Below are 22,743 nucleotides of genomic sequence, written 5' to 3' on the forward strand. Positions count from 1 at the left end.
CCCCCCCCCCCCCCCCCCCCCCCCCCCCCCCCCCCCCCCCCCCCCCCCCCCCCCCCCCCCCCCCCCCCCCCCCCCCCCCCCGCCCCCACCCCCGCGTGGCGATAAACGATGTTCCGGCAGGAACGGAGTTCGAGCACCGCCAGGTGCGAGCCCGGTGGAAAGCCGTGCATGTTTGTGCGCCTGGAGGGAAGGGAGGCCCAACATCAGGAAAGCCGTATCCCAATGGTGCAGTTGCTGGAACTTGCGGATCCCCTGTTCCATCAGCCATGAACCACACCTCGCATTCCTCCCACAGCGCGCCGCCCCAAAAAACATCCGCCGACCCTGCCAGGCCGGCCCGCGCGCACGAGTGTCGAAGGGCTGGAGGTCAGCGGCATCGGAGACTGTGCAACCCGAGGCATCGCCATCCCCCGCCCGGCAGGGGCCGGAACCCGGGGTGACATACCTTTTATACACACCGGAACCGAAGTATAGTACCGAATTATGCAGACCCGGAGGGCGCACTCCGGCCGGAACGGCCTCTCTCCGGGTTTCTTCTGTGTAGAATGGTCAACTATTTTCGACGTCTGGACAACATAACAGGGAGGAAGAGAAGCCATGTGTATTGCAATGCCCGCTGAGGTACTGGAGATAAAAGAGGGCAACATCGGCGTCGTCGATTTCGGCGACCTGCAACAGGAGGTCAGGCTCGACCTCGTCGACGTGAAAGTCGGGGAGTTCGTGCTCGTCCACGTCGGGTTCGCCATCCAGCGCCTCAGCAGAGAGGACGGGCTCGAGACCCGCGAACTCTTCAAGCAGGTCCATGCCGCGGCGATGGAGGAGTGATGCACGAGTACAGCATCGCCTACGACATCTATACGACAGCCCGCCGGGCCGCGCTTGAGAACAACGCAAAAGAGGTGAAGTGCATCTCGGTCGATGTCGGGAAGATGGCGATGGTGAACCCCGAGCAGGTGGAGTTCCTCTTCAACATCATCATCGAGGACGACCCGCTCTTCTCGGGCGCCCGGCTGTCGTGCCGGGATATCGAGGCGCGCTCCCGCTGCTCCTGCGGTTACGAGGGGAGCGAGCGGTTTGTCTGTCCAGAGTGCGGGAAACTCCCGGAGATCATTGCTGGAATGGAGATCGTAGTAACAAACATCGAGATAGAAGTGGACGAAGAATGAAAGTCAACCTCATGCACGGTGCCGGCGGCGAGGTGATGGGCGAACTCCTGCGTGTCATCACCAACCTCGAGCACAACAACGCCGGCGGAATAGGGCTCGAATCGCTCGACGACGGGGCGGTCATCCCCTTGAACGGCCAGAATATCGTTTTTACGACTGATAACCATGTGGTCTCGCCGATCTTCTTCCCCGGCGGGGATATCGGACGTATCGCCGTCTGCGGGACGATCAACGACCTTGCGATGATGGGCGGGCGGCCGATCGCCCTCTCGTGCGGCATGGTCATCCCCGAAGGCTTCGATGTCGCCGACCTCGAGCGGATCGTCGCGTCGATGGATGCCGCACTCGGCGAATGCGGCGCAAACCTCGTCACGGGAGACACGAAGGTGCTTGAACGGAGCGCGCTCGATACCATCATCGTCAACACCGCCGGGATCGGCGTCGCCGACCGGGTGGTCCGGGACAACGGCCTTCTCGTCGGCGATGTGATCATCGTCAGCGGCACCATCGGCGACCACGGTATCGCCATCATGGCCCACCGGGAGGGGTTCGACTTCGGCGGCCAGATCCACTCCGACGTCTCCCCCCTCTGGACGCTCGTCGAGCAGGCGCTCGCGGCCGGCGATATCCACGCCATGAAAGACCCGACAAGGGGCGGGTTTGCGAACGCCATCAACGAGATGGCGAGGAAGAGCGGCGTCGGCGTCGTCATCGAGGAAGAAGCCCTTCCGTTCCGGGCGAGCGTCCGGAGCGCCGCCGGTATGCTCGGCATCGACCCCCTCGAGGTGGCGAACGAGGGCAAAGTCGTCATGGGGGTCGCGCCCGGCGACGCCGAGGCCGTCCTCGCGGCGCTCCGAAAGCATCCCTATGGGCGGGACGCCGCGATCGTCGGCAGGGTCGTCGAGGGATCGCACGTGATCATGCGGACCTCCATAGGCGGGGAGCGGTTCATCGAGCCGCCGATCGGCGATCCGGTCCCGCGCGTCTGCTAGAACCACAACCAATTTTTCCCGCCGATGGTGCGAACCGTGCCTGTGATATACGATTGTTACCACTCTCTCTCATATGGTGAGGCCTGACACAATGACGGAGGAGACAGAGATCGAGGTCCGCCTGGTGGACGTCTGGGATGTAGAGACGATTGCAGACCACTACCGGGCCGCAGGCTGGTGGAACGAGAGCTGGGACCCTGCAGGCCTCGGCGCCCTCATCGCGGGGAGTTTTGCCTTTGCCGTCGCCATCGACCGGTCGGCCGAGAGAGCGGTCGGCATGGGCAGGGCTATCTCGGACGGGGTCTCGGATGCCTACGTCCAGGACCTGACCGTCCTTCCCGGGTACCGGGGCCGGGGCATCGGAACGATGATCTTATCAACGCTTCTGGATTACTGTACCTCTGCAGGTGTCACCTGGGTCGCCCTCGTCGCCGAACCCGGGACAGAACCATTCTACACCGCGCTTGGCTTCCGGAGAATGGAGAATCACACACCCATGCGGTGGTACCCGGAAGAGAGGTGAGTATTCCTTGAGATTTGCCGACTTCAAACCCGTGAGCCTGAACGATCGCGACCTCTTCGCGGAGCACTACCGGAAATTCCCCCAGGTGCATAGCGACAACACGTTTGCGAACATCGTCTGCTGGAACCACTATGCGGACTACCGTTTTCTGGAGATGGACGGTTCGCTTGTCCTTTCGAGCACCATCAACGGCGTGACGTCGTTTCGCATGCCGATCGGCCCGGAGAACCCGGATCTGGTCGGCGACGTCATCGATCTCGCGATAAAGGAGGGCGGTGATACGCCGTTCTGGGTGCTGGACCCGATCAACGAGGCGCGGCTCCGAAACCTCTACCCGGACCTGCCCCTGCACGAGCAGCGCGAGTTCTTCGACTACATCTACCGGACCGAGGACCTCGCAGACCTCGCCGGAAAGGGTTATGCCACCATCCGGCGCCAGGTCAACCGCTTCGGGCGGGAGTACGCGTATACGGTCGAGAAGATCACCGAAGAGAACATCAATGAAGTCTGGGAGTTCCTGGTCATCTGGTGCGAGTGGCGGGACTGCGACTCCGAGTCCATCCTTGCCTCCGAAAAAGAGGCCATCTTCTTTGCCGTGAACCACTTCTTCACTATCGGACTAGAAGGGTGGATCATCAGGATCGGCGAGACCATCGGGGCCGTATCGATCGTCGATGAAGTCAACGCGGATATGGCAGTCGTCCACTTTGAGAAGGCGCTCCCCGACACCTACCCGGGCATCTACAAGGTGATCACAACCGGGGCGGCGGCCGCGCTCCGGGAACGTTACCGCTATGTCAACCGGGAATGCGATATGGGCGTGCCCGGGCTCCGCGAGTCGAAGACACGCTACCACCCTGCCTACATGGTCGAGGTGCGGTACGCGACCCGGGACGACCTGGAACTATGTCGTCGATGACTGTTGATCTGGTGCTCCGGAACGTGGTGCTCCCGACGGGTCGGCGCGCCGACGTCGTCATCGCCGGGGGTATCGTCCGGCACGTTGGGGCCGCGGTGCGTGCTGACGAGACTATCGACTGCACCGGATATACCTGCCTCCCGGGAGCGGTCGATATGCACGTCCACATGCGGGGCGGGGTGCAGGCGGAGAAGGAGGACTGGCGCACGGGCACGGTGAGCGCGATCGCCGGCGGGGTGACGGTCGTCGTCGACCAGCCGAACACCATCCCCCCCATCACCACGCCCGAACTCCTCCGGGCACGTGTCCGCGAGGCGGAGAGAGAGGCCGTCTGCGGGTTTGCGGTGAACGCGGGCGTCGCGCCGGGCGCCGACCTCACCGGGATGCGGGATGCCGGCGCGATGGCCTTCGGGGAGACCTTTGCTGCGCCGTCGAGCTATGGTGAGGGGCTCGATCCGGAGACCCTTAAAGGGTTGCTCTCCCGCATCCACGCCCTCGGAGGGCTTGCCACGGTCCACGCCGAGGAGGTCAGAGGCGCCGGGCCGGCGACGCTCGCTGATCATGACCGCACGCGTTCCGGTGCCGGGGAGGCGCGTGCCGTCCAGGCAGTCGCCGCCCTCGCTCCGGAGGGGATGCGGCTCCACTTCTGCCACCTGAGCACCGCCGCCTCGATCCGGGCCGCCCGCGGCACGGTGGAGGTGACGCCGCACCACCTCTTCCTCTCGCACGAGATCTTTGCCGGGGACGATACCCGGGCCCGGGTGAACCCCCCCCTCCGGGACGAAGCGACCCGGCGCGACCTCTGGTCCTGCTGGGACGCGATCGACGTCATCGCCTCGGATCACGCCCCGCACACGCTCCGCGAGAAGGGCCTGCCCTTTGAGGAGGCTCCCTCCGGTCTCCCCGGGGTCGAGACGATGGTGCCGCTCCTGATGGCAGCGGTGCGCCGGGGGCAGATCTCTCTCGCCTCGGTGATCGAGAAGACGTCGTGGAGGCCTGCTGCCATCCTCGGCATCCCCCGTGCAGGGTTTCTCCCGGGCGATCGGGCGGATTTCGCCCTCTATCCGGATGAAGTCACCTGCATCGATGCGTCGAGCCTCCACGCCAGGTGCGGCTGGTCACCGTTCGAGGGGCTCGATGCCGTCTTCCCGGACGAGGTGGTCGTCCGGGGCAGGCGGGCCTACGCCGATGGGGATTGCCGGGAAGCGCACCCGGTATGGTACCCCGGGCGAGGATATTTATCCCCGTAAAGTAAATAATAGAGAGCCGATAAAGCGCATCTTTAGGTCCCCGGGTGATCACCTGGCGAGACGCCTGGACATGATCCGCGGGACAACCCAGGTGCGCGACAGGCACGCCTGGCATATGGGTACGATCGGGTGAGGACCGGCACCAGCCGCCTGTGAGCATCGATCGTTAGTGTCAGGCGACATTCCTTTCAGGAGACCTTCTTCTTATGGAACCATACGCCGATGCCGTCGTCGAGACCGGGAATGGTGTTACTCTAGCCCTCGATGTTACGGCTGGCGCAAAAAAGAGGTCGTTTCCGGCCGGCTACAACGAATGGCGCAAGAGCATTCGCTGTCAGGTCACGGCCCCCGCTGTCGGGGGGAAGGCGAACCGCGCCGTCATCGACCTCGTCGCAGGGACGTTTTGCATACCCCGCGCCGATGTGAGCATCATCGCCGGGCACACGTCTTCGTCAAAGACCGTGGCAATAGCCGGCCTATCGAAACCCACAATCCTGGCATTGCTCTCCGATAATTCCTGATCCACCACTGAGCCGGGGCAGAACAGGTGCCGGAACCGGGCAATTATTGTGAACTACCCCGCCCTAAAGGGCGGGGCTTCCTGCTTCATCCTTCCTCCACCGAGGTAAGTCCACAGGCTCTTCGGCGCGTTCCGCGCCTGTTATTATATCACGCCTACAAGATTTTGATCTTGTAGAGCGAACGTTTTGATATTGATTGCCGCGTTAATATCTCGATCATGGACGGTACCACAATCAGGGCACGTCCATTCGCGATCCGAGAGTTTTAGGTCGCGGTTAATGTACCCGCAGCAGTTACAAATTTTTGATGACGGGTCGAACTGCCCGATCTTCAATAGAGTCTTTCCGTACTTCCGGCACTTGTAATCCAGCATCGTGAAAAATATACTCCACGATACATCGCTGATACTCTGTGCCAATTTATGGTTCTTCTGCATTCCAGCAACGTTTAACGATTCCACTGCTATGGCTTGGTTCTCACTCACTACTCGAAAAGAGAGTTTATGCAGGAAATCATTCCGCTGGTTTGCAACCTTCTCATGACATCGGGCCAATGTTTGGATCGCTTTCTGTCGATTCTTCGATCCTTTCACTTTTCGTGATACACGTCGTTGCAACACTTTCAGGCGTTGCAACGAGTTCTTCAAATGTCGAGGATTTGCAACCTTCTCACCGGTCGAAAAGGTTGCAAAATCGGTCAGACCGACATCAATCCCGATCGTAGTTTCCGACGTAAACGATACCGGGTTCGGCGCGGGTTGTTCATCATCAACCAGAATACTGATGAACCATTTCCCGGTAGACGTCACCGAAACCGTCGCGTATTTCATCTTTCCAGTGAATACACGATGTAACTTCGTTTTCACGTCGCCGATCTTCGGCAGTTTGACTCGGTTAGACTCGAAATCCACACGGTAATGTTGCGGTATCTGAAATGACTGTACCGGATTCTTCTTCGACTTAAACTTCGGGAATCCCTTCTTCTCACGGAAGAATCGAGTGAAAGCGTTATCGAGATTCCGGTTCGCATACTGGAGCGACTGTGAGTTAATCTCGGTTAACCACGGATGTTCAGATTTGAGTGTGGGAAGTTGGTTATTCAGATCGAAACATGACAACCGTTTTCCGGTCTGCTCGTATGCCCGGATCTTTTGTTCTAACGAATGGTTGTACACAAACCGACAAGCGTGGATATGACTCATGAGCAGCGGAATCTGCATTTGAGTCGGATAGATCCGATACTTGTGGGCTTGTAACATTACAAGTATCTGTTATACTTATAGAGATAAATAGATTTCTGTAATCGTATGACGAGAGGGCTCCGCTTTCATCCCCGGCCTGAAGGCCGGGGTCTTCCCGCTCCGCCCCTTCAACCCCACAAGATAAATAAAATATATAGCAAGGATAATCAAAATCGAAACCGCAGAGAACTTATTTTTAGATTTTGGGTTTGAAAAACCTTACGTTCCTGATGCCATCTGATTTAAGTAATTGCACCTTCGATATATACTTGATCATCATATCCGCGCGGATGAAATCCTGCGCGCATAGGGCCGATCAATTTGTACTGAAGGAGGCAAGACTCCATGTATTCACCAGAAACTACAAAATATCTCATCCATCTTACTCTGCAGATCGAGGGGGTGGTCGACAAACCCGACGTCGTGGGCGCTATCTTTGGCCAGACGGAAGGGTTGCTCGGCGAAGACCTTGACCTGCGCGATTTACAGAGGACGGGGCGTGTCGGCAGGATCGACGTCCAGATCGTCACGAAGAGGGGAGAGACCAGGGGGGAGATACTCATCTCATCCTCGCTCGACCGGGCGGAGACCGCGCTCCTCGCTTCGTCGCTCGAGACGATCGACAGGGTCGGCCCGTGCACGGCCCGCGTGAAGGTCGACCGTATCGAGGACATTCGGGTGACCAAACGGCGCAAAATTGTCGAGCGCGCGAAAGAACTCCTCCTCGAGGATTTCGATGAAGGAGCCATAAACAGCGACGACCTCCTCGATGAGGTCCGGGAAGTCATCAGGATAGAGAAACTCGAGTATCTCGGAGAGGAACGGGTCCACGCGGGCCCGAACGTCGTGGCCTCCGATGCCATCATCCTCGTCGAAGGGCGGGCCGACGTGATCAACCTGCTGCGCTACGGGATCAAGAACGCAGTTGCGGTCGAGGGGACCAACGTCCCGCGCGTTATCATCGACCTCTGCTCGCAGAAGACCGCAACGACCCTGCTCGACGGTGACCGGGGCGGCGAGCTGATCCTCCGCGAACTCCTCCAGGTCGCCGAGATCGACTTCGTGGCATACAGCCCGCGGGGCAAAAGCGTCGAGGAGATGAGCCGCAAGGAGATCGTCAAGGCGCTCCGGAACAAGGTGCCCGTAGAGGGGGTCACCGACCAGACCTCCGACGAGGAGGCGAGCGAGCGGCTGCCCCCACCTGCCGGCCCCACCGGGAGCGAAGAACCGCTGGAGCAGCAGGGAGAGATGAAGGAGGAGAGCCGGAAAGTTCCCTCGACGCTCGGCGAGCACATGGCCGGCGTCCGGGACAGAAAGATCGCGCGGTTCCTCTCTCCAGACTACACCGTCCTCCTCGAATCGAGCGCTACGGATCTCGAAGGCGCACTCCAGACCCTGAACGGCGATGTTGAAGGGCTTGTCGTCGATCGCATCGTCGACCAAAAACTTCTCGATCAGATCGGGGGAAAGAATCTCGAATTCGTGGCTGCCCGCGACTTTAAGGGGATCATCAAACGCCCCCTTGCCATCAGGCTTATAAAGATAGGATGATGGTTATCCGGGGTGCAAATTTATAAATATTTATATCCACTATTTTTATCTCTGGGAGAGAATATGCACAAAGAAGAATTAATTGCCTTACATGGGATTCTTACGGAGATTAAAGATTATTTTGAGATGGCAAACCCGGAGTTGAAGTTCTCGCAATACTACGCATTGAAAATAGACCCTTCTCAGGTGCATAAAAGTAAAATGGAGCATAAATACGCAATATTCGTACTCGGGACGGAGATTGCAAACGCCATGAGGGATGTGGAGTTCTCGTCATCCGGTCGGATTTCTGCCAGGATGAAGGAACTCGCAGAGAAGACCTTGAAAGAGATCGAGTATCTCCAGTAAGATTCCCATCATTCATGCATTGCCCGCCAATACGACAGAAATCAGCGGGCAAACACGTTGCCGGGGGCTCCGGCCCCGGCACCCCTCTCCTCAGGCACGCATCATGCGCTCATGCTCGATGAGGTACGCGGCCAGCAGTCTCGGGATGGGCGCCGCCATGCAGTGCCAGTTCGGTGTCCCGTTCACCTCAAGGACCGTGTAGCCTTCGCTGTCCCGGAGAAGATCGACACCGCAGTAGTCGATCCCGATCGCCGACGCCGAGGCCTCGGCGATGGCGCGCATCTCATCATCGATCGGGACCGGTGTCCCGATCCCGCCCTGGTGGATGTTGTGCATCAGGCCCTCAGAGATCCGGGTTATCGCGCCGACAGCCTCTCCGCCGAGAACAAAGACCCGGAAGTCCCGGTCGTTCTTGACGTACTCCTGCAGGTACCAGGGGCCCGGCCCGAGGTCGCCCGGGTCCGTCACCAGCCGGATACCGTTTCCGTCATACCCGTAGAGCGGTTTATAGACGATCTTGCCGTGCCGAAGAAGGAAGTCCCGCGCCTGCGTCTCCGATCGCAGGTAGACCGTCTCCGGTGTCCGGACCCCGTTCTTCAGCAGGAGCGCCGACGTCATCGCTTTCGATGCACAGTCAACGATGCTCCCGGGTGTGTTGATCACCCGGTTATGGAGCGAGAGCACGCTCAGGGTCTCGAACTGGTGCCCGTCCTGCCGGATCCCGCAGACCCAGATAAGTTCGTTCTCAAGCCCGGAGTTGAGGGGGTCGATCGTGCCGAGGTCGAGGACCCGGTATCGGGCATCGGCTCTCTCCAGCTCCCGCATAACAGCGCCGGTCGAGTTATCGTCCGGCGTATCGGTCGGTTTAGGTACGATATGGATCATGCGCCTCACGTCCCGCTCCCGGGACGAACAGTTCATTTTCGGGTTACCGTACCCTTTTGTACCTCGCCGGATATAATCGATGGGGAAGAATACCATGCAGAAGAACCAGATCGGCATCATCGGGTGCGGGAACCCCCTCATGGGAAACGATGGGGCGGGGATCCTGGTGATGCAACGCTTCGAAGGAAGATATGCCGGCGTCGACTGCATCGACGGCGGAACCGGGGGTTTTGGCCTGATACCGCTGATGGAGGCGTACGAGAAGGTGGTGATCGTCGATGCCATGGTGGGCGTCAGCGACCGTATCGGGGACGTCCTCACGTTTGAAGCGCCGCCTTCCCGGGATCTGCCGGCATGCGCACTCCACGACATCGGGATCAAAGAGGCGGTGACGATAGCCCGGGAGCTCGGGTACGTCGGGGAGGTGGTGACCGTCGGGATCGAGACCGGGGAGACCCGGGCATTCAGTCAGGTGATAGACCCGATGGTCGAAGAAGGGATCCAGGTTGCCACACAAAAGATCCAGGAACTCCTGCGGAGATGGGGCTGCGAGGCCGAGGGTCTTCTTACGAGTACGTAGATGAACCGAACGATGATCTCTGCACCACAACCCATTCAAAAGATATAAATAGCAAGATTTATCTCATACAACTGAGTTGAAGAAGTCCATATGCAGTTGCCACGAGGTCGATTTCATCGTCTCTTCAAGTCCACGACGGTTCGTGCCCTGGCAGAGGAGATGAGATCGGCACGGTTCACCGGGATCTGCACGATCATTCTTGGTAGTGAACGTGCCACCCTGGTGCTGAACGAAGGTCAGGCGGTGCTTGCCGAATATGGGGGCATATACGGGCAGCACGCGCTGGATACGTTGTTGGAGGGCAAAGAGAGCGAAGCGGCAGCAGAATTGAACTTCCTGACGCCTGAGCAGTTACAACTCGCCCTGGAGTTCAACCGACCGTTCGCCACCACCGAACCCGGGATAGAAGACCAGAAACGATCGCCGCGAGCCCGGGTTGCTCCAGGGCGGACGAGACCGCCCGCCGGGTCGAAGAAGATCGATGCGGCACCTTTGCCGGTTCATCATCCGGAACCGCCCGCTGAGAGTCACCGAATTCCCGTGCCGGGAGAAAAACCCATACAGGGGGCGGCTGTGGCGCCTCCGTCCGGGGGCGACGATATGGACATGCTCATCCAGAACATGGAGGATATGAACGTTGAGCAACTCGTCAACGATTTCAGGGTAAATTGCAAGGATATGCTCCGGAGAATTCACCTTGATCATCTCATCCAGAACGAAGATGCGTAAAAGCAGGAGCTGATTACTGAATGGTATTAACAGGCACCGCCGAGGTTCTCCTCGGTATCATCACCGTGACGGTAGTTGCCGGTTTCGCCGGTATTCTATACTTCCTCTCGAGGATCGACCGTGCACTCGCCCGACAGCATCACGGAGGCACCAGCAGTCCTCCCGGGTCTCCGGAGGAGCCGGTCCCCGGCGAGCCCGCGAGGCTCCGGACAGCGCTCAACCCGCAAACCACGGGGAGCCTTGAAGAATCCCTGGGCGCAATAGGCGAGAAGTACAGCCTTGCGTCCTTCACGCTCGCGACCGCAGACGGCCTCCTCATCGGCTCGACACGGCCCGGTGGCGAGGACGAGGCGGCCCGGTACAGTCACCTCTACACCCAGGGAAGGCTGCAGGACGAGACCGGAGCAGAGCTCCTGGGCATCCCCTACCGCGGGGAGACGGTGGTCGGCATCGCCCGCCCGTCAGAGCACCTCTCCACCGAAGAGATGCGCGCACTCGAAGAGGACACCCGGGATGCCCTGCGGCACTGGGTGTAAGGCCGATGAGCCAGAATGTGTTAAACAACGAGTGATTCCATGGTAAAAGTGTATACAATTGCGTCCGGTAAGGGCGGTACCGGTAAGACGACGGTCACAGCCAACCTGGGGCCGATGATGGCCCGGTACGGGAAGAGGACATGCATCCTGGATGCCGACGTCGGTATGGCGAATCTCGGCCTCATCTTAGGGCTTGAGGACCTGCCGGTGACCCTGCACGAGGTGCTGGCGGGCAAAGCGCGCGTCAGGGATGCCATCTATCAGGGACCCTTCGGCGTGAAGGTGGTTCCATGCGGCCTCTCTCTACAGGGCTTTCAGCAGTCGAACCCGGACCGGTTGAAAGACGTCATGACCGATCTCGTGAGCGAGTTCGATGTCCTGATCCTGGATGCCCCTGCGGGGATCAGCAAAGACGGGGTCATACCGCTGACGGTTGCCGACGGGGTGATCCTCGTCGTAAACCCCGAGATCTCCTCGATCGTCGACGCTATAAAGACGAAGATCCTGACCGAGACCGTCGGCGGGCACGTCGAAGGGGCGATCATCAACCGGGTTGTCGGCAGTGGGGACGAATTCAACCGCGCCCAGATGGAGAAACTCCTCGGTGTCCGGGTGCTCGGGGTCATACCGGAAGACCCGAACGTGCGGCGGGCATCGGCCGGCAGGGCGCCCGTCGTGGTGAAGTACCCGACATCCGACGCATCGCGGGCCTTCAAGCGCATCTCCGCCGACATAGCCGGGATCGAGTACGTCGAGGATGCGGCGCCGGCACCGCGGGAAGGGTTCATCGACCGGCTGGCCCGTGCCCTCTTCCGGGCGAAGGCGTGAAGGCTGAGGGGTACCTCGCCACCGCCGTTACCTTTTTAGAACGTTTGGGTCCGCGACGTGCCGGTGCACGTGAGGAGAACGACCCGCACGGCGGATTGACACGCTCCACGGGCTAAAGCCCGGGCCTTTCTTGCATCTTCCAACCCCCGTTCTCACCGATGCCGTTTGCTCCCCTTCCGGCCCGCGCCCGAGTAAAGCGCCGGAGGCCCGGGACAGAGAAGAACGGTCTCTCATTCAGTCCCTTTCCTGCTGTGTCGATCTCTTTTCTGCTGTGAACCCGGGGATGGGGCTTCCCTCGTGAGGTTCCCGGGAACTCCAGGACAACCAAAAGATGCCGTGAGAATGAATAAAATCTCCAAAGTCCGCGGTATCAAGGAAATGTTCGTGGCAAATAAACTATATATAAGTATGTTTTAATAGCAGAACGTGGTAACCACATTCAGAGGCTCATAATGGAGATACGTGTGGATAAGGACGCGTGCGTCGGATGCGGCCTCTGCGTCAAGGACTGCCCGATGCACGTGTACGAACTCCAGGAGAATGTGAGTGTACCGGTCAGGCCGAATAACTGCATGGGGTGCCTGTCCTGCCACGAGATCTGCCCGGCTCAGGCACTCGAGCACCGTGGCATCTACGCTTCCCGGAGGCATTACATCGATATCAAAGTCTGTGAGATGCTTCGGAAGGTGGTCTGATGAGCGCGGGCTACATCGACGAGTTGCACGATTCTTTTCATTCCGATCTCGTCTACCGTCCTGAGGAGATACCCCTCGAATGTTCGCCGCGGCCAAAAGAGATGGAACAGACGCTCCACGGCGTGATGAAACTCAACGGTCTCGTCATCAAGTCGCTCGAAGAGATTGCGGGCAGGGGGGCAAACGCAGTCACCTACCGTGCCGGGAAGAAGTTCGGGCACGAGGTCGCCAAATACTTCCAGAAACGCGATGACGTCGAGGGAGCACTTCACGAACTCTCTGACCTGCTTCGCGGCCAGTACTCCTTCGAGGTCTGGAAGCCCGAGGACAAGGAGACGTTCATCATCGAAGAGAACGGCGAGACCTTCATCTATCTCGTCTTCCACGACTGCATCGTCCGCCAGACGCTCCGGCGCAACGGTCTCGACCAGGGCGGTCCGCTCTGCCAGACACTCTTCGGCTACGTCGTCGGGGCGATCGAGGAGATCACCGGCAGAAAGGCCAGGCTGGAGATCGTCCATACCGGCCCGAACGCCTGCTTGAAGAAACTGGTTCTGAAATGAGGCGGAATGATGAAGATCGCTATTGAGGAACTGGCAGGATGTTCCGGCTGCACGATCGCGGTCCTTGATCTCCACGAGATGCTCCTCGACGTTGTCGCGGGGGCGGATATCGTCTACTCCCCGGTGATCATGGATGCGAAGGAGCCCCCGGAGGGGATCGATATCGCGTTCGTAACGGGAGCGGTCAGGAACGAGGAGAACCAGGAGCGGCTCGAGAAGATCCGGAAACGATCAAAGACGCTCGTGGCGCTCGGGACCTGCGCCTGCTACGGGGGGATATCGGGCCTCTCGATGCTGAACTCGAACGATGACCTCTTCTCGTGCGTCTACCGGGAGGTGGAGACGACGAGGCCCGACGGCGTCATCCCGACGGATGTGCCTCCGTTCCTCTACCGGGCGTTCGCGGTGGGCGACCTCGTGAAGGTCGATTATTACGTCACGGGCTGCCCCCCCAAAGAGGCGTTCCTGAAGAAGATCATCCCGGCGATGATCGCGGGAAATACCCTCGAACTCTCGCGAAAATCCGTCTGTTCGGAGTGCGACCGGACCATGGGCCCGGTCGAGAACTGGACGCTCTCGCGGCGGCACGAGGGGGTCCCCGACCGCGAGCACTGCCTGCTCGGGCAGGGCTACCTCTGTCTCGGGAGCGTCACCTTCGGGAGGTGCTCTGCGACCTGCCCGAAGAACGGTATCCCGTGCCACGGGTGCAACGGGCCGTCGCTCGACATCCTCCGCGAGCCCTGCCGGGACATCCATGGCATGATGGTCCGGAGGATCTCGGACCTCACCGATAAACCGGCAAAAGAGGTGGAGAAGGAACTCTACGACGTCGCCCACACGATGTATGCCTTCACCATCGGGAGCCTGATCATGGAGGATAAGGAGACATCGAAGATCCGGGACCTCGTCAAGGAGAGGAGCAGATGAAGGAGATCACGATCAGCCCGGTCACACGGATTGAAGGGCATGCCGGCGTCAGGATCTTCCTCGACGACCGGGGTGCGGTCGATTCGGCCCACTTCCAGGTCGTCGAACTGAGAGGGTTTGAGAAGTTCCTCGTCGGGGCGGCGATCGAGGAGGCCCCCCGGATCACTCCCCGCATCTGCGGGATATGCCCCTCGGCGCACCACCTGGCGGCGGCGAAGGCGACCGACCGGATCTTCGGCGTCGAACCGCCCGCGACCGGAAAGAAACTCAGGGAACTCCTCAACCTCGGTCAGTTCGTTCACTCTCACGCCCTCCACTTCTTCATGCTCGCGGCCCCCGATTTCATCCTGGGCCACGACGCGCCTGCCGGCGAGAGGAACGTCATCGGGCTTGCCCGCCATTCACCCGAGATCGCGAAGAAGGCGATAGAGGTCCGGAAGTTCGGCCAGCGCCTGACGGAAGCGGTCGGCGGTAAGCCCATCCACCCGGCAAACGCTCTGCCGGGAGGGATGTCGGCACCGCTGACGGAAGGGAAGCGGGCGGAACTGGCGACTATGGCTGGCGAGGCGCTCACAATCGCCCGTGAAGGATGGGATATTGCACGAAACCTCCTCGACGGCGTCGATACCGATATCGGGGCCGTCAGGACGGCGTTCATGGGCATGACCAATCACGGGCTCTACACGACCTGCGACGGGCCGGTCGCGATGCTCGACCCTGACGGGGGCAGGATCGGCTCGTTCTCCGGCGCGGATTACACGAACTTCATCGAGGAGTACTCGGAGGACTGGTCCTACCTGAAGTTCGCACGGTTCAAGGGCGGAGACTACTACCGGGTCGGGCCGCTCGCCCGGCTCAACATCGTGGAGAGGATGGGCACAGAGCACGCGGACGCTGCTCTTGCGGAGTACCGCGAGCGGTTCGGGACCGTCTCTCAGGCTGCGCTCGCCTACCACCTGGCACGTTACATTGAGTTCATCGCCTCGTGCGAGCGGGCGGTGAACCTGCTCTCGGACCCCGGCATCACCGGGCCCGATGTACGGACCCCGGTCGGAAAGGTCGTCAACCGGCGCGGCGTCGGCATCATCGAGGCTCCCCGGGGGACCCTGATCCACGACTACACCGTCAACGAGGCCGGCATCATCGAGCGGTGCAACCTGATCGTGGCGACCTGCCAGAACAACTACGCGATCGACCGGGGCGTGGAAGATATGGCGCGCCGGGTGGTGGAGAACGGGGCGCTGACCGAAGGGGCGGCAAACCGCATCGAGATGATCATCAGAGCGTACGACCCCTGCATATCGTGCGCAACGCACGCGATCGGGCGGATGCCCCTCCGGATCGAGTGCGTCAGAAGAACGTGAGGCGATGGAGATGTTGAAACAGATCCTGGGTGAATTCCTGAAACTTGACGGGGTTACCGCCGCAGTCGTGGCGGGACGGGACGGTTTTGTGATCGAGAGCGTCGTTGCCGGAGAGATCGACGTCGAGGCCCTGGGCGCGATGGCCTCGACCGGCATGGGTACGTCTGAGGCGATGAGCAACGAGCTCGGGAAGGGAGAGATGCACCAGATGCTCGTCGAACTGGAGAACGGGCCCATCCTGCTCTCCCCGCTCTCGGAGGACGAACTGATCGCCATCGTGGCGAACGCGAACGTCAACGTCGGGCGGATCCGGTACGAACTGAAGAAGAACCGGGACCGGATAACTGCTGCTCTGTGAGACGATGCTCCCGAACGGCGTCTCACTCGGGCGAATGCAGGGGCCGCTTGCGGCTCTTGCTTCAATCAGCCCTCATTTCACGGGAGCAGTGCGTGTAAACGGTCCAAGCGGGACCGGTTTTCTTCTGGTCCAGGGGGGGAACCCATATGCGGCCGCGTTTGAGGATACCGCGAGAGATCTGCTGCTCAGTGGGGATAAGGCCTACAGCCACCTGCTCGATCAATCGTCGCTCAACTACGAACTTATCGCGTACACCGCCGAAGAGACCGAGGCGGCCCGTGAGACTGTTCGTGAGATGGGGTGCCAGGTCAGCAAGGACGGTGCAAAACTTGCCGTCCGGAACGGAACAAGGGGTGTGGACGGTCTTGAACAGGTCGCACGGCAACCGGGTGTCATTGCCGTCTCGGTCTTCCACGAAGGGTTTGCCCTCCAGTCGCTCGGCACCGCGGACTTCGAGCAGGTGGCCGCGATCGCCGAAGACCTGCTCCGCGCCGGCACCCGTATCACCGCCGATATGGCGATGGGAGACCTCTCCCAGATGATCCTGGAGACCCCGGCAGGGAAACTGATCATTGCGCCTTATGGGGACCTCTCCCTCTGCATACTCGCGAAGCCCGACGCCAACCTCGGCCTGATCCGGCTTTCGATACGGGGCATACAGGACAGACCCGCCTGAGCGGCGCCGGACCGGGTCCGGTAATCCCTTTTGCCATACTCGTGGGCGTGCCCGGGGGCGGGGCTGCCATCGATCCTTTCTTCGACACCATCTATGCGCTCTGCCGCTTCAAACCCTACGCATTAATACATCTGAAGCATGACCGAGAGGTATATGCACCTCATCTTCAGAGCAGAATCCCGGGAGACGGCATCCAGACCCCACCGGAGATCCGGGGAGCCCCGCTCCCGGGTGGTCGGATGAAATACTACCCCGTCCACTCCGGGTACCCGTCCTATGCCGCCGTGAATGCAGCGATCGAGGCTGTTTTTGCCGAGCACGCACGAGGGAACGTCCAGATGCCGCCAAAAGTCTACGTGACGTTTGTTGAGACAGGAGACTTCCGGACGATGCCCGCCTACCTCCCGGCACTCGGGATCGCCGGGGTGAAGATCGTCAACGTCCACCCGGATAACCGGGAGCACGGCCTCCCGACCGTCATGGCGCTCACGGTCCTGATCGATGTGACGACGGGCCTGCCGACGGCTATCATCAACGCCACCGAACTTACGGCGATGCGCACCGGCGCCGCGGGTGCCGTCGCGGCAAAGCACCTCGCAACCCGGCAATCCGTCACCCTCGGCGTCATAGGGACCGGTCGGCAGGCAGAGGCGCTCGTGGAGGCGACCGCGGCGGCGCTCACGATCGAGGAGATCCGGGTCTGGAGCAGGACCGAGAAGAGTGTGGAAGCGTTTGCAGCGCGCTACGCCGACTACAACGCCCGGAGCGTCTCGATCGAACGGGCCTGCGACTGTGACGTGCTGCTCACGACGACCCCGTCGAAGAGACCCCTTGTGATGGCGGACTGGGTCCACGAGGGAACGCACATCAACGCCATCGGCGCAGACGCTCCCGGGAAGCAGGAACTGGACCCTGCACTCCTGCTGAAGGCGGAGGTCTTCGTCGACGACCCCGGGCAGGCGGTCCATTCGGGTGAGGTGAACGTTCCGATCAGTGCCGGCATCTACGAGCCTGCCCGGATTGCAGGAACCCTCGGCGAGGTCGTCATCGGGAAGAAGGGACGGTCGTCCCCCAACGCCATCACGGTCTTTGACTCCACCGGGCTTGCCATACAGGATATCGTCATCGCTACCCTGGCTGTGCAGGAGGGGAATGGGTATGACCTCCCGTTCCCCTGATCCTCTCTCTCTGCGGGCTCCAGGGGAAGGGCAGGCGGCCCCTCTCCCTAAAATAGCGGTTACTCTTCCTTCTCCGGCTGCGCGAAGGCTTTCCAGACCTTTTCCCGGTGGACCGGGCCGCTGTTGTAGGTGCAGAACGGGATGACGCGGCCGTCGGGGGTCGCGTAGTGGATGCAGCACCTCTGCACCCGGTCAAGGTCGTAGTTGTAGGAGTCCATGAAGTGCATCGTGCCGATGAAGAGGGCGTTCCAGTGGAAGTCGCGCAGCGCCTCGAAGTTCTGCATGATCAGGGCCTTTCCGATCAGTTTCATAAACTCCGTGGTGTTATCCTGCTCCGCTTTCCGCGTGGAGATGTAGAGGTCTTTGACCCCCTCGACAAGGGTCATATACTTATTGATCGACCCGCCTTTCGCGAATTTTGCCGCCATCTTCTCGATCGACTCGAAGAAGGTGTCGACGTCCACCATCTTGTTGATCGGGACCATCCCGTCTTCGGTGACGAAGACGTAGGTCGCCGCACCACAGTGCTGGTGTGTGGTGAACGCGATCTGGGGTTTGCCCGTATACGCCTCAACGAGATCGGAGATCGGGACGACACAGGGCACGGGGTAGAAGTAGTCTTTCTTGATAACACCGTCCGTCTGCTCCTCGATCCGTTCTGCAAGTTCCGGAATGGTGATCCGCTCTTTCTTCACATCATCCTCACTTGCAGCCCCGGTGAATGCTACCGGCTGGAAGTTGACGCCGCGGATGGCCTTGATATGCTCTGCGGCGTACTTGATGATGGCGCCCACTTCGTGGTCGTTCCTGCCCTTGATAACCGTAGGCACCAGCACCACCCCGAGATGGATCTTCTCGCAGTTCTCTATGGCCCGCCGGTCACTCGCGAGTTTCGAGTTCGTCTCGCGGCTTACCCCGTCAAAGTGCAGGTAGACGGTGGAGAGCCCTGCTTCCTTGAGCTGGAGAGCGTAATCGGGCTCCTGCGCGATCCTGATGCCGTTTGTTGCGACCTGCACCTGGGACATCCCGAGTTCTTTCGCCTTCCGGATGATCTCCGGGAGATCATCGCGCATCGTCGGCTCACCGCCTGAGAACTGGACGGCAGGCGTCGGTACGGGTTTCTCCTCGCGCAGCATGGAGAGCATCCCGACGACCTGGTCGAAGGTCGGCTCGTAGACAAAGCCGCATGCCCGGGCGTTTGCAAAGCAGAAGTCACAGTTGAGGTTACACCGGTTCGTCAGGTCGATGTTCGCGAGCAACGTCGTCGACCGGTGGTTCTCACAGGCGCCGCAGTCGTTCGGGCACCCTGCCGGAGATGCAGTCGTCTGATGGTTCGAGATCCCTTCCCCTATGCGCTCGTAGGCGTCGAACCTCCGATACATCTCCGCGTCCGACCAGTAAAGGGCCCGGTACACGCCGTGCTCAGGGCAGGTACGGACCAGCCAGACCTCTCCCTCTTCCTCAACAACATCAGCGTCGAGCACGCGACCGCACGTTGGACAGAGGCTCTTTGTCTTTTTTATCAGCATACTCTCACCGTGCCCATCGTTCATTCGTATCTCATATTTCGACACGTTAATCTTTATAACTACTGATTGTACCGGGTATTGACGTTCATTGATACCAACATCGGACTCTGGATCTTCTCGGGGCTCGCGGCACTCTGGATCATGATTCCGGCATACGTCCCGAACTCAGCCGCCGCAGTCTTCGGCGGCGGGACGCCCATCGACTTCGGGAAGACATTCCGCGACGGAAGGCGGATCTTTGGCGACGGCAAGACCTACCGGGGGTTCTTTGGCGGGGTTCTCTCTGGCATACTGGTAGGTCTCGTCCAGATCTGGGCCTTCTCAGCCTTTGACCTGACCGGACTCCCCCAGCATACGCTCCTCTCCGTGACACTCCTCGCGACGGGCGCGCTCCTGGGCGATCTCATCAAGAGCTTCCTGAAGCGGAGGCTGGGCAAGGACCGGGGCGAGTCCTGGTTCCTTGCCGACCAGTATGATCTGGTTATCGGCGCCTTCGTGCTCATCCTCCTGTTCAACCCCGGGTGGTTGTTCGAGAATATTACATTACCTATAGCGATCGGGGTCATCATCCTGACGCCCCTCCTCCATCGAATAGTGAACATTATCGGGTATTACATCGGAGTAAAAGAGGTACCATGGTGAATCCAATCGCGACACTGTTGCTTGAGAGTGGTGCTATCGAGTTCGGGGACTTTCTCCTCGCCTCAGGAGCACGGAGTTCCTACTACATCGACATCAAGGCCGCAACAACGAACCCCACCATCCTTGCGGCAATCGGGAAGACCATTGCCGAAGGCCACGAGTTCGATACTGTGGCCGGGGTGGCGGTCGGCGCCGTGCCGATCGCTGTCGCGGTCTCGCTTGCGAGCGGCCGGCCGTATGCCATCATCCGAAAGGAAGAGAAGGACCACGGCAAAGCCGGGACGATCATCGGCGATGTTGCCGGGAAGAACGTGCTCCTGGTCGAGGACGTGACCACGTCCGGGGGAAGCGCTCTCTACGGTCTTTCGGCGCTGCGTGCCGCAGGCGCACACGTCGACCGGGTCGTGACTGTCGTCGACCGGGAAGGAGGCGCCCGGGAAGCGCTTGCAGAAAAAGGTGCATCACTTCTTGCACTTGTGCGGGTCAGCGAGCTGCTCGACGGATAAACATTTTTTAGAGGCGAGTAGATAGATGGATATGAAAATACTCGTTGTAGGCGGTGGTGGCAGGGAGCATGCGATCACCAGGGCGCTTTCCTGCAACAGCGGCATGAGAATATTTTCTGTCATGGCACGCAAGAATCCGGGGATAACCCGGCTCGCGGAACAGGTGCTCCTCGAGAAAGAGACCAATATCCCGGAGATAGTACGATTCGCCACCGAGAATGCGCTCGAGATCGCAATCATCGGACCGGAGGCCCCCCTTGAAGTGGGAATCGTCGATCACCTCGAAGCGGCGGGGATACCCTGCGTGGGGCCGACCCGCGCAGCGGCCCGGCTTGAGACGGATAAGGCGTTCTGCCGCCGGCTGATGGAGCGACACGGGATCGCGGGGTGTCCGGAGTACCGGGTCTGCCATGACCCGGAGGAGGCACGCCGGTTCATCGAGGCATACGACGGCGACCTTGCCATCAAGCCCATCGGGCTGACCGGTGGGAAGGGCGTGCGGATCATGGGTGAACATGTCGATGCCGCAGGGGCGGTCGAGTACGTCCGGGAGCTCGGGGGAGACGTCGTGCTGGAAGAGCGGCTCCTCGGGGAGGAGTTCACCCTCCAGGCGTTCGTCGACGGCAAGCACCTGGTGCCCATGCCGCTTGTGCAGGACCACAAACGTGCATACGAGGGGGACGTGGGGCCGAACACCGGAGGGATGGGTTCATATTCTATGCCGGACCATATGCTCCCCTTCGTCACCCGCTCGGATTATGAGAAGGCGCTCCGGATCATGGAAGATACGGTCGCAGCCATGCAGGACGAGGGGACGCCGTACCGGGGGATCCTCTACGGCCAGTTCATGAACACCCGTGACGGCCCGAAGGTCATCGAGTTCAACGCCCGTTTCGGTGACCCTGAGGCGATGAACGTTCTTTCGCTCCTGGAATCTGACTTCTCCGCGATCGCGCGCCATATCGTCGAGGGTGACCTTGCACCGTCGCACGTCAGGTTCGCGAATCAAGCGACGGTCTGCAAGTACCTTGTCCCCGAAGGTTATCCGGAGGCTCCAGTAACCCGCGAGCCTCTCACCCTTGGCGACTACGGTGACGCTTTGCTCTACTACGCAAACGTCGAGGAGCGGGACGGGACGCTCTATACCCGGACTTCGCGGACGCTTGCGTTCGTCGGGAGGGGCGAGACACTTGAAGAGGCCGAGGTGAGCGCCGAGAAGGCGGCATCCTCGGTAACAGGGCGCGTCTTCCACCGCAGGGACATCGGCACCCGGGAGATCCTCGATAGGCGATGCCGACACATGAAGGAGATTGCATGAAGAAGGATTTTCTCTCGATCATCGATATCGACGAGTACGAACTTGAGAGTATCATCGCCGACGCGGTGCACGTAAAGAGGCTGAAGTCGATAGGGACCGCGCACGAGTTTCTCAAGGGAAAGAGCCTCGGGATGATCTTCGAGAAGGCGTCCACCCGCACCCGAGTCTCGTTCGAGGTTGGGATGACCGATCTCGGCGGCCATGCGCTCTTCTTGAACCCCCAGGATATGCAGCTCGGGCGGGGCGAAGAGATCCGGGATACGGCACGGGTGCTTGCCCGCTACGTCGACGCGGTGATGATCCGCGCCTACGAGCACACCACCATCGAGGAGTTCGCCCGCTACTCGACTGTCCCGGTCATCAACGGGTTATCCGACCGGCTGCACCCTTGCCAGGTGCTGGCCGATATCATGACCCTGAGCGAGCGGTTCGGTGATCTCCACGACCTGAAACTTGCCTGGATCGGGGACGGCAACAACGTCTGCAACTCGTGGATACTCTCCTCGACCCTGACCGGGATGGAGATCGCGGTCGCAAGCCCTCCGGGCTATCAGCCGAAGGATGCGATCATCGATCAGGCACGTGCGGCAGGAGGCAGGGTCAGCGTCGTCACGGACCCGGAGGAAGCGGTCCGTGACGCGGACGTCCTCTACACCGACATCTGGGTCTCGATGGGCGACGAGCAGGAGCGGGCCGAGCGCCTGCGAAACCTCAAAGACTACACGATCGACTCCCGCCTCCTTCGCCGCGCACCACCCGACGCTCTCGTGATGCACTGTCTCCCCGCCCACCGGGGCGAGGAGATCACCGACGAGGTGATGGAAGGGCCGCAGAGCATCGTCTGGGACCAGGCCGAGAACCGGCTCCACGCCCAGAAGGCGCTGCTCCTGCGGCTGATCGCCGGCGGCATGCCGTCGG

At 60.6% G+C, this 22,743-nt stretch carries 27 protein-coding genes; 24 read left to right on the plus strand and 3 right to left on the minus strand.

Going from position 1 to position 22,743, the window contains the following annotated elements:
- The first annotated feature begins 597 nt into the window (after positions 1 to 597).
- The 7 genes from V6K60_RS05175 to V6K60_RS05205 all read left to right on the plus strand — a co-directional run bounded on the left by V6K60_RS05175 (position 598) and on the right by V6K60_RS05205 (position 5,371).
- Positions 598 to 825: a HypC/HybG/HupF family hydrogenase formation chaperone gene (locus tag V6K60_RS05175; protein ID WP_332449449.1), complete on the plus strand. Its 228-nt coding sequence runs from the start codon at positions 598 to 600 to the stop codon at positions 823 to 825.
- Positions 825 to 1,166 carry a hydrogenase maturation nickel metallochaperone HypA/HybF gene (locus V6K60_RS05180; RefSeq protein WP_332449450.1) on the plus strand — a complete coding sequence of 114 codons (342 nt, stop codon included), beginning with the start codon at positions 825 to 827 and terminating at the stop codon, positions 1,164 to 1,166. Before V6K60_RS05175 ends, V6K60_RS05180 begins: the two co-directional genes overlap by 1 nt.
- On the plus strand, positions 1,163 to 2,158 hold the full coding sequence (gene hypE / locus V6K60_RS05185) for a hydrogenase expression/formation protein HypE (protein WP_332449451.1): 996 nt from the start codon (positions 1,163 to 1,165) through the stop codon (positions 2,156 to 2,158). Before V6K60_RS05180 ends, hypE begins: the two co-directional genes overlap by 4 nt.
- Positions 2,159 to 2,249: 91 nt before the next feature.
- Positions 2,250 to 2,681 (plus strand): GNAT family N-acetyltransferase, encoded by a 432-nt coding sequence (locus V6K60_RS05190; protein ID WP_332449452.1) that lies wholly within the window; start codon positions 2,250 to 2,252, stop codon positions 2,679 to 2,681.
- 7 nt (positions 2,682 to 2,688) lie between these two features.
- The gene (locus V6K60_RS05195; protein WP_332449453.1) at positions 2,689 to 3,600 is read left to right on the plus strand and encodes a DUF2156 domain-containing protein; all 912 of its coding nucleotides are present in this window, start codon (positions 2,689 to 2,691) and stop codon (positions 3,598 to 3,600) included.
- Positions 3,597 to 4,850, plus strand: a complete 1,254-nt coding sequence (locus V6K60_RS05200; RefSeq protein ID WP_332449454.1) for a dihydroorotase — start codon at positions 3,597 to 3,599, stop codon at positions 4,848 to 4,850. Before V6K60_RS05195 ends, V6K60_RS05200 begins: the two co-directional genes overlap by 4 nt.
- Before the next feature lie 206 nt (positions 4,851 to 5,056).
- Positions 5,057 to 5,371 carry a DUF167 domain-containing protein gene (locus tag V6K60_RS05205; RefSeq protein WP_332449455.1) on the plus strand — a complete coding sequence of 105 codons (315 nt, stop codon included), beginning with the start codon at positions 5,057 to 5,059 and terminating at the stop codon, positions 5,369 to 5,371.
- Positions 5,372 to 5,514: 143 nt separating this feature from the next.
- On the opposite strand, the gene tnpB is transcribed toward V6K60_RS05205, so the two are convergent.
- Positions 5,515 to 6,630 carry an IS200/IS605 family element RNA-guided endonuclease TnpB gene (tnpB, locus tag V6K60_RS05210; protein WP_332449456.1) on the minus strand — a complete coding sequence of 372 codons (1,116 nt, stop codon included), beginning with the start codon at positions 6,628 to 6,630 and terminating at the stop codon, positions 5,515 to 5,517.
- A 327-nt stretch (positions 6,631 to 6,957) separates the two neighbouring features.
- Here tnpB and dnaG point away from each other — a divergent pair, with 327 nt between their 5' ends.
- Together dnaG and V6K60_RS05220 are read left to right on the plus strand one after the other, a co-directional pair.
- Positions 6,958 to 8,163: a DNA primase DnaG gene (gene dnaG / locus V6K60_RS05215; RefSeq protein ID WP_332449457.1), complete on the plus strand. Its 1,206-nt coding sequence runs from the start codon at positions 6,958 to 6,960 to the stop codon at positions 8,161 to 8,163.
- A 63-nt stretch (positions 8,164 to 8,226) separates the two neighbouring features.
- Positions 8,227 to 8,511, plus strand: a complete 285-nt coding sequence (locus V6K60_RS05220) for a UPF0058 family protein (protein ID WP_332449458.1) — start codon at positions 8,227 to 8,229, stop codon at positions 8,509 to 8,511.
- Between the two features lie 90 nt (positions 8,512 to 8,601).
- Here the strand turns inward: V6K60_RS05220 and V6K60_RS05225 are convergent, their stop codons facing one another.
- Positions 8,602 to 9,396: an ATP-grasp domain-containing protein gene (locus tag V6K60_RS05225; protein ID WP_332449459.1), complete on the minus strand. Its 795-nt coding sequence runs from the start codon at positions 9,394 to 9,396 to the stop codon at positions 8,602 to 8,604.
- Between the two features lie 94 nt (positions 9,397 to 9,490).
- Here V6K60_RS05225 and V6K60_RS05230 point away from each other — a divergent pair, with 94 nt between their 5' ends.
- From V6K60_RS05230 to V6K60_RS05280, 11 genes are all read left to right on the plus strand, one after another.
- A complete protein-coding gene (locus V6K60_RS05230) occupies positions 9,491 to 9,976 on the plus strand; it encodes a hydrogenase maturation protease (RefSeq protein ID WP_332449460.1) in 486 nt (161 codons plus the stop codon).
- 90 nt (positions 9,977 to 10,066) lie between these two features.
- Positions 10,067 to 10,705 (plus strand): hypothetical protein, encoded by a 639-nt coding sequence (locus V6K60_RS05235; RefSeq protein ID WP_332449461.1) that lies wholly within the window; start codon positions 10,067 to 10,069, stop codon positions 10,703 to 10,705.
- Between the two features lie 20 nt (positions 10,706 to 10,725).
- The gene (locus tag V6K60_RS05240; RefSeq protein WP_332449462.1) at positions 10,726 to 11,241 is read left to right on the plus strand and encodes a hypothetical protein; all 516 of its coding nucleotides are present in this window, start codon (positions 10,726 to 10,728) and stop codon (positions 11,239 to 11,241) included.
- Between the two features lie 39 nt (positions 11,242 to 11,280).
- Positions 11,281 to 12,069, plus strand: coding sequence for a cell division ATPase MinD (minD, locus tag V6K60_RS05245; RefSeq protein WP_332449463.1), 789 nt, complete (start codon positions 11,281 to 11,283; stop codon positions 12,067 to 12,069).
- Positions 12,070 to 12,521: 452 nt separating this feature from the next.
- Positions 12,522 to 12,764, plus strand: a complete 243-nt coding sequence (locus V6K60_RS05250; protein ID WP_442919550.1) for a 4Fe-4S dicluster domain-containing protein — start codon at positions 12,522 to 12,524, stop codon at positions 12,762 to 12,764.
- Positions 12,764 to 13,327 (plus strand): hydrocarbon binding protein (contains V4R domain), encoded by a 564-nt coding sequence (locus V6K60_RS05255; RefSeq protein WP_332449465.1) that lies wholly within the window; start codon positions 12,764 to 12,766, stop codon positions 13,325 to 13,327. Before V6K60_RS05250 ends, V6K60_RS05255 begins: the two co-directional genes overlap by 1 nt.
- A gap of 6 nt (positions 13,328 to 13,333) precedes the next feature.
- The gene (locus V6K60_RS05260; RefSeq protein WP_332449466.1) at positions 13,334 to 14,254 is read left to right on the plus strand and encodes a F420-nonreducing hydrogenase; all 921 of its coding nucleotides are present in this window, start codon (positions 13,334 to 13,336) and stop codon (positions 14,252 to 14,254) included.
- The gene (locus V6K60_RS05265; protein ID WP_332449467.1) at positions 14,251 to 15,618 is read left to right on the plus strand and encodes a Ni/Fe hydrogenase subunit alpha; all 1,368 of its coding nucleotides are present in this window, start codon (positions 14,251 to 14,253) and stop codon (positions 15,616 to 15,618) included. The genes V6K60_RS05260 and V6K60_RS05265 overlap by 4 nt, the downstream gene beginning before the upstream one ends.
- 10 nt (positions 15,619 to 15,628) lie before the next feature.
- Positions 15,629 to 15,976, plus strand: coding sequence for a roadblock/LC7 domain-containing protein (locus V6K60_RS05270; RefSeq protein WP_332449468.1), 348 nt, complete (start codon positions 15,629 to 15,631; stop codon positions 15,974 to 15,976).
- Between the two features lie 4 nt (positions 15,977 to 15,980).
- Entirely contained in the window at positions 15,981 to 16,652 is a 672-nt protein-coding gene (locus V6K60_RS05275; protein WP_332449469.1) for a roadblock/LC7 domain-containing protein, read from the plus strand.
- Positions 16,653 to 16,891: 239 nt separating this feature from the next.
- Positions 16,892 to 17,830: an ornithine cyclodeaminase family protein gene (locus V6K60_RS05280; RefSeq protein WP_332449470.1), complete on the plus strand. Its 939-nt coding sequence runs from the start codon at positions 16,892 to 16,894 to the stop codon at positions 17,828 to 17,830.
- A gap of 59 nt (positions 17,831 to 17,889) precedes the next feature.
- Here the strand turns inward: V6K60_RS05280 and tes are convergent, their stop codons facing one another.
- The gene (tes, locus tag V6K60_RS05285; RefSeq protein WP_332449471.1) at positions 17,890 to 19,359 is read right to left on the minus strand and encodes a tetraether lipid synthase Tes; all 1,470 of its coding nucleotides are present in this window, start codon (positions 19,357 to 19,359) and stop codon (positions 17,890 to 17,892) included.
- Between the two features lie 141 nt (positions 19,360 to 19,500).
- Between tes and V6K60_RS05290 the strand changes: the two genes are divergently transcribed.
- The 4 genes from V6K60_RS05290 to argF all read left to right on the plus strand — a co-directional run.
- On the plus strand, positions 19,501 to 20,001 hold the full coding sequence (locus V6K60_RS05290) for a CDP-2,3-bis-(O-geranylgeranyl)-sn-glycerol synthase (protein ID WP_332449475.1): 501 nt from the start codon (positions 19,501 to 19,503) through the stop codon (positions 19,999 to 20,001).
- Positions 19,995 to 20,507 carry an orotate phosphoribosyltransferase gene (gene pyrE, locus V6K60_RS05295; RefSeq protein ID WP_332449472.1) on the plus strand — a complete coding sequence of 171 codons (513 nt, stop codon included), beginning with the start codon at positions 19,995 to 19,997 and terminating at the stop codon, positions 20,505 to 20,507. Before V6K60_RS05290 ends, pyrE begins: the two co-directional genes overlap by 7 nt.
- 25 nt (positions 20,508 to 20,532) lie before the next feature.
- On the plus strand, positions 20,533 to 21,825 hold the full coding sequence (gene purD / locus V6K60_RS05300; RefSeq protein WP_332449473.1) for a phosphoribosylamine--glycine ligase: 1,293 nt from the start codon (positions 20,533 to 20,535) through the stop codon (positions 21,823 to 21,825).
- Positions 21,822 to 22,743: ornithine carbamoyltransferase (gene argF / locus V6K60_RS05305; protein ID WP_332449474.1), on the plus strand; the 922-nt coding region annotated here is incomplete at its 3' end. The genes purD and argF, both read left to right, overlap by 4 nt.

It is taken from the genome of Methanoculleus sp., from assembly GCF_036677455.1.
Classification (GTDB): Archaea; Halobacteriota; Methanomicrobia; order Methanomicrobiales; family Methanoculleaceae; genus Methanoculleus.

What these genes read in the sequence shown, in the direction of transcription:
- V6K60_RS05290 (WP_332449475.1), top strand. Translation starts at nt 19,501, where the DNA reads ATGATTCCGGCATACGTCCCGAACTCAGCCGCCGCAGTCTTCGGCGGC.
- V6K60_RS05250 (WP_442919550.1), top strand. Translation starts at nt 12,522, where the DNA reads ATGGAGATACGTGTGGATAAGGACGCGTGCGTCGGATGCGGCCTCTGC.
- V6K60_RS05180 (WP_332449450.1), top strand. Translation starts at nt 825, where the DNA reads ATGCACGAGTACAGCATCGCCTACGACATCTATACGACAGCCCGCCGG.
- V6K60_RS05205 (WP_332449455.1), top strand. Translation starts at nt 5,057, where the DNA reads ATGGAACCATACGCCGATGCCGTCGTCGAGACCGGGAATGGTGTTACT.
- V6K60_RS05265 (WP_332449467.1), top strand. Translation starts at nt 14,251, where the DNA reads ATGAAGGAGATCACGATCAGCCCGGTCACACGGATTGAAGGGCATGCC.
- hypE (WP_332449451.1), top strand. Translation starts at nt 1,163, where the DNA reads ATGAAAGTCAACCTCATGCACGGTGCCGGCGGCGAGGTGATGGGCGAA.
- V6K60_RS05200 (WP_332449454.1), top strand. Translation starts at nt 3,597, where the DNA reads ATGACTGTTGATCTGGTGCTCCGGAACGTGGTGCTCCCGACGGGTCGG.
- V6K60_RS05275 (WP_332449469.1), top strand. Translation starts at nt 15,981, where the DNA reads ATGCTCCCGAACGGCGTCTCACTCGGGCGAATGCAGGGGCCGCTTGCG.
- V6K60_RS05240 (WP_332449462.1), top strand. Translation starts at nt 10,726, where the DNA reads ATGGTATTAACAGGCACCGCCGAGGTTCTCCTCGGTATCATCACCGTG.
- tnpB (WP_332449456.1), bottom strand. Translation starts at nt 6,630, where the DNA reads ATGTTACAAGCCCACAAGTATCGGATCTATCCGACTCAAATGCAGATT.
- purD (WP_332449473.1), top strand. Translation starts at nt 20,533, where the DNA reads ATGGATATGAAAATACTCGTTGTAGGCGGTGGTGGCAGGGAGCATGCG.
- dnaG (WP_332449457.1), top strand. Translation starts at nt 6,958, where the DNA reads ATGTATTCACCAGAAACTACAAAATATCTCATCCATCTTACTCTGCAG.
- minD (WP_332449463.1), top strand. Translation starts at nt 11,281, where the DNA reads ATGGTAAAAGTGTATACAATTGCGTCCGGTAAGGGCGGTACCGGTAAG.
- V6K60_RS05235 (WP_332449461.1), top strand. Translation starts at nt 10,067, where the DNA reads ATGCAGTTGCCACGAGGTCGATTTCATCGTCTCTTCAAGTCCACGACG.
- tes (WP_332449471.1), bottom strand. Translation starts at nt 19,359, where the DNA reads ATGCTGATAAAAAAGACAAAGAGCCTCTGTCCAACGTGCGGTCGCGTG.
- V6K60_RS05270 (WP_332449468.1), top strand. Translation starts at nt 15,629, where the DNA reads ATGTTGAAACAGATCCTGGGTGAATTCCTGAAACTTGACGGGGTTACC.
- V6K60_RS05190 (WP_332449452.1), top strand. Translation starts at nt 2,250, where the DNA reads ATGACGGAGGAGACAGAGATCGAGGTCCGCCTGGTGGACGTCTGGGAT.
- pyrE (WP_332449472.1), top strand. Translation starts at nt 19,995, where the DNA reads ATGGTGAATCCAATCGCGACACTGTTGCTTGAGAGTGGTGCTATCGAG.
- V6K60_RS05255 (WP_332449465.1), top strand. Translation starts at nt 12,764, where the DNA reads ATGAGCGCGGGCTACATCGACGAGTTGCACGATTCTTTTCATTCCGAT.
- V6K60_RS05175 (WP_332449449.1), top strand. Translation starts at nt 598, where the DNA reads ATGTGTATTGCAATGCCCGCTGAGGTACTGGAGATAAAAGAGGGCAAC.
- V6K60_RS05230 (WP_332449460.1), top strand. Translation starts at nt 9,491, where the DNA reads ATGCAGAAGAACCAGATCGGCATCATCGGGTGCGGGAACCCCCTCATG.
- V6K60_RS05260 (WP_332449466.1), top strand. Translation starts at nt 13,334, where the DNA reads ATGATGAAGATCGCTATTGAGGAACTGGCAGGATGTTCCGGCTGCACG.
- V6K60_RS05280 (WP_332449470.1), top strand. Translation starts at nt 16,892, where the DNA reads ATGAAATACTACCCCGTCCACTCCGGGTACCCGTCCTATGCCGCCGTG.
- V6K60_RS05225 (WP_332449459.1), bottom strand. Translation starts at nt 9,396, where the DNA reads ATGATCCATATCGTACCTAAACCGACCGATACGCCGGACGATAACTCG.
- V6K60_RS05220 (WP_332449458.1), top strand. Translation starts at nt 8,227, where the DNA reads ATGCACAAAGAAGAATTAATTGCCTTACATGGGATTCTTACGGAGATT.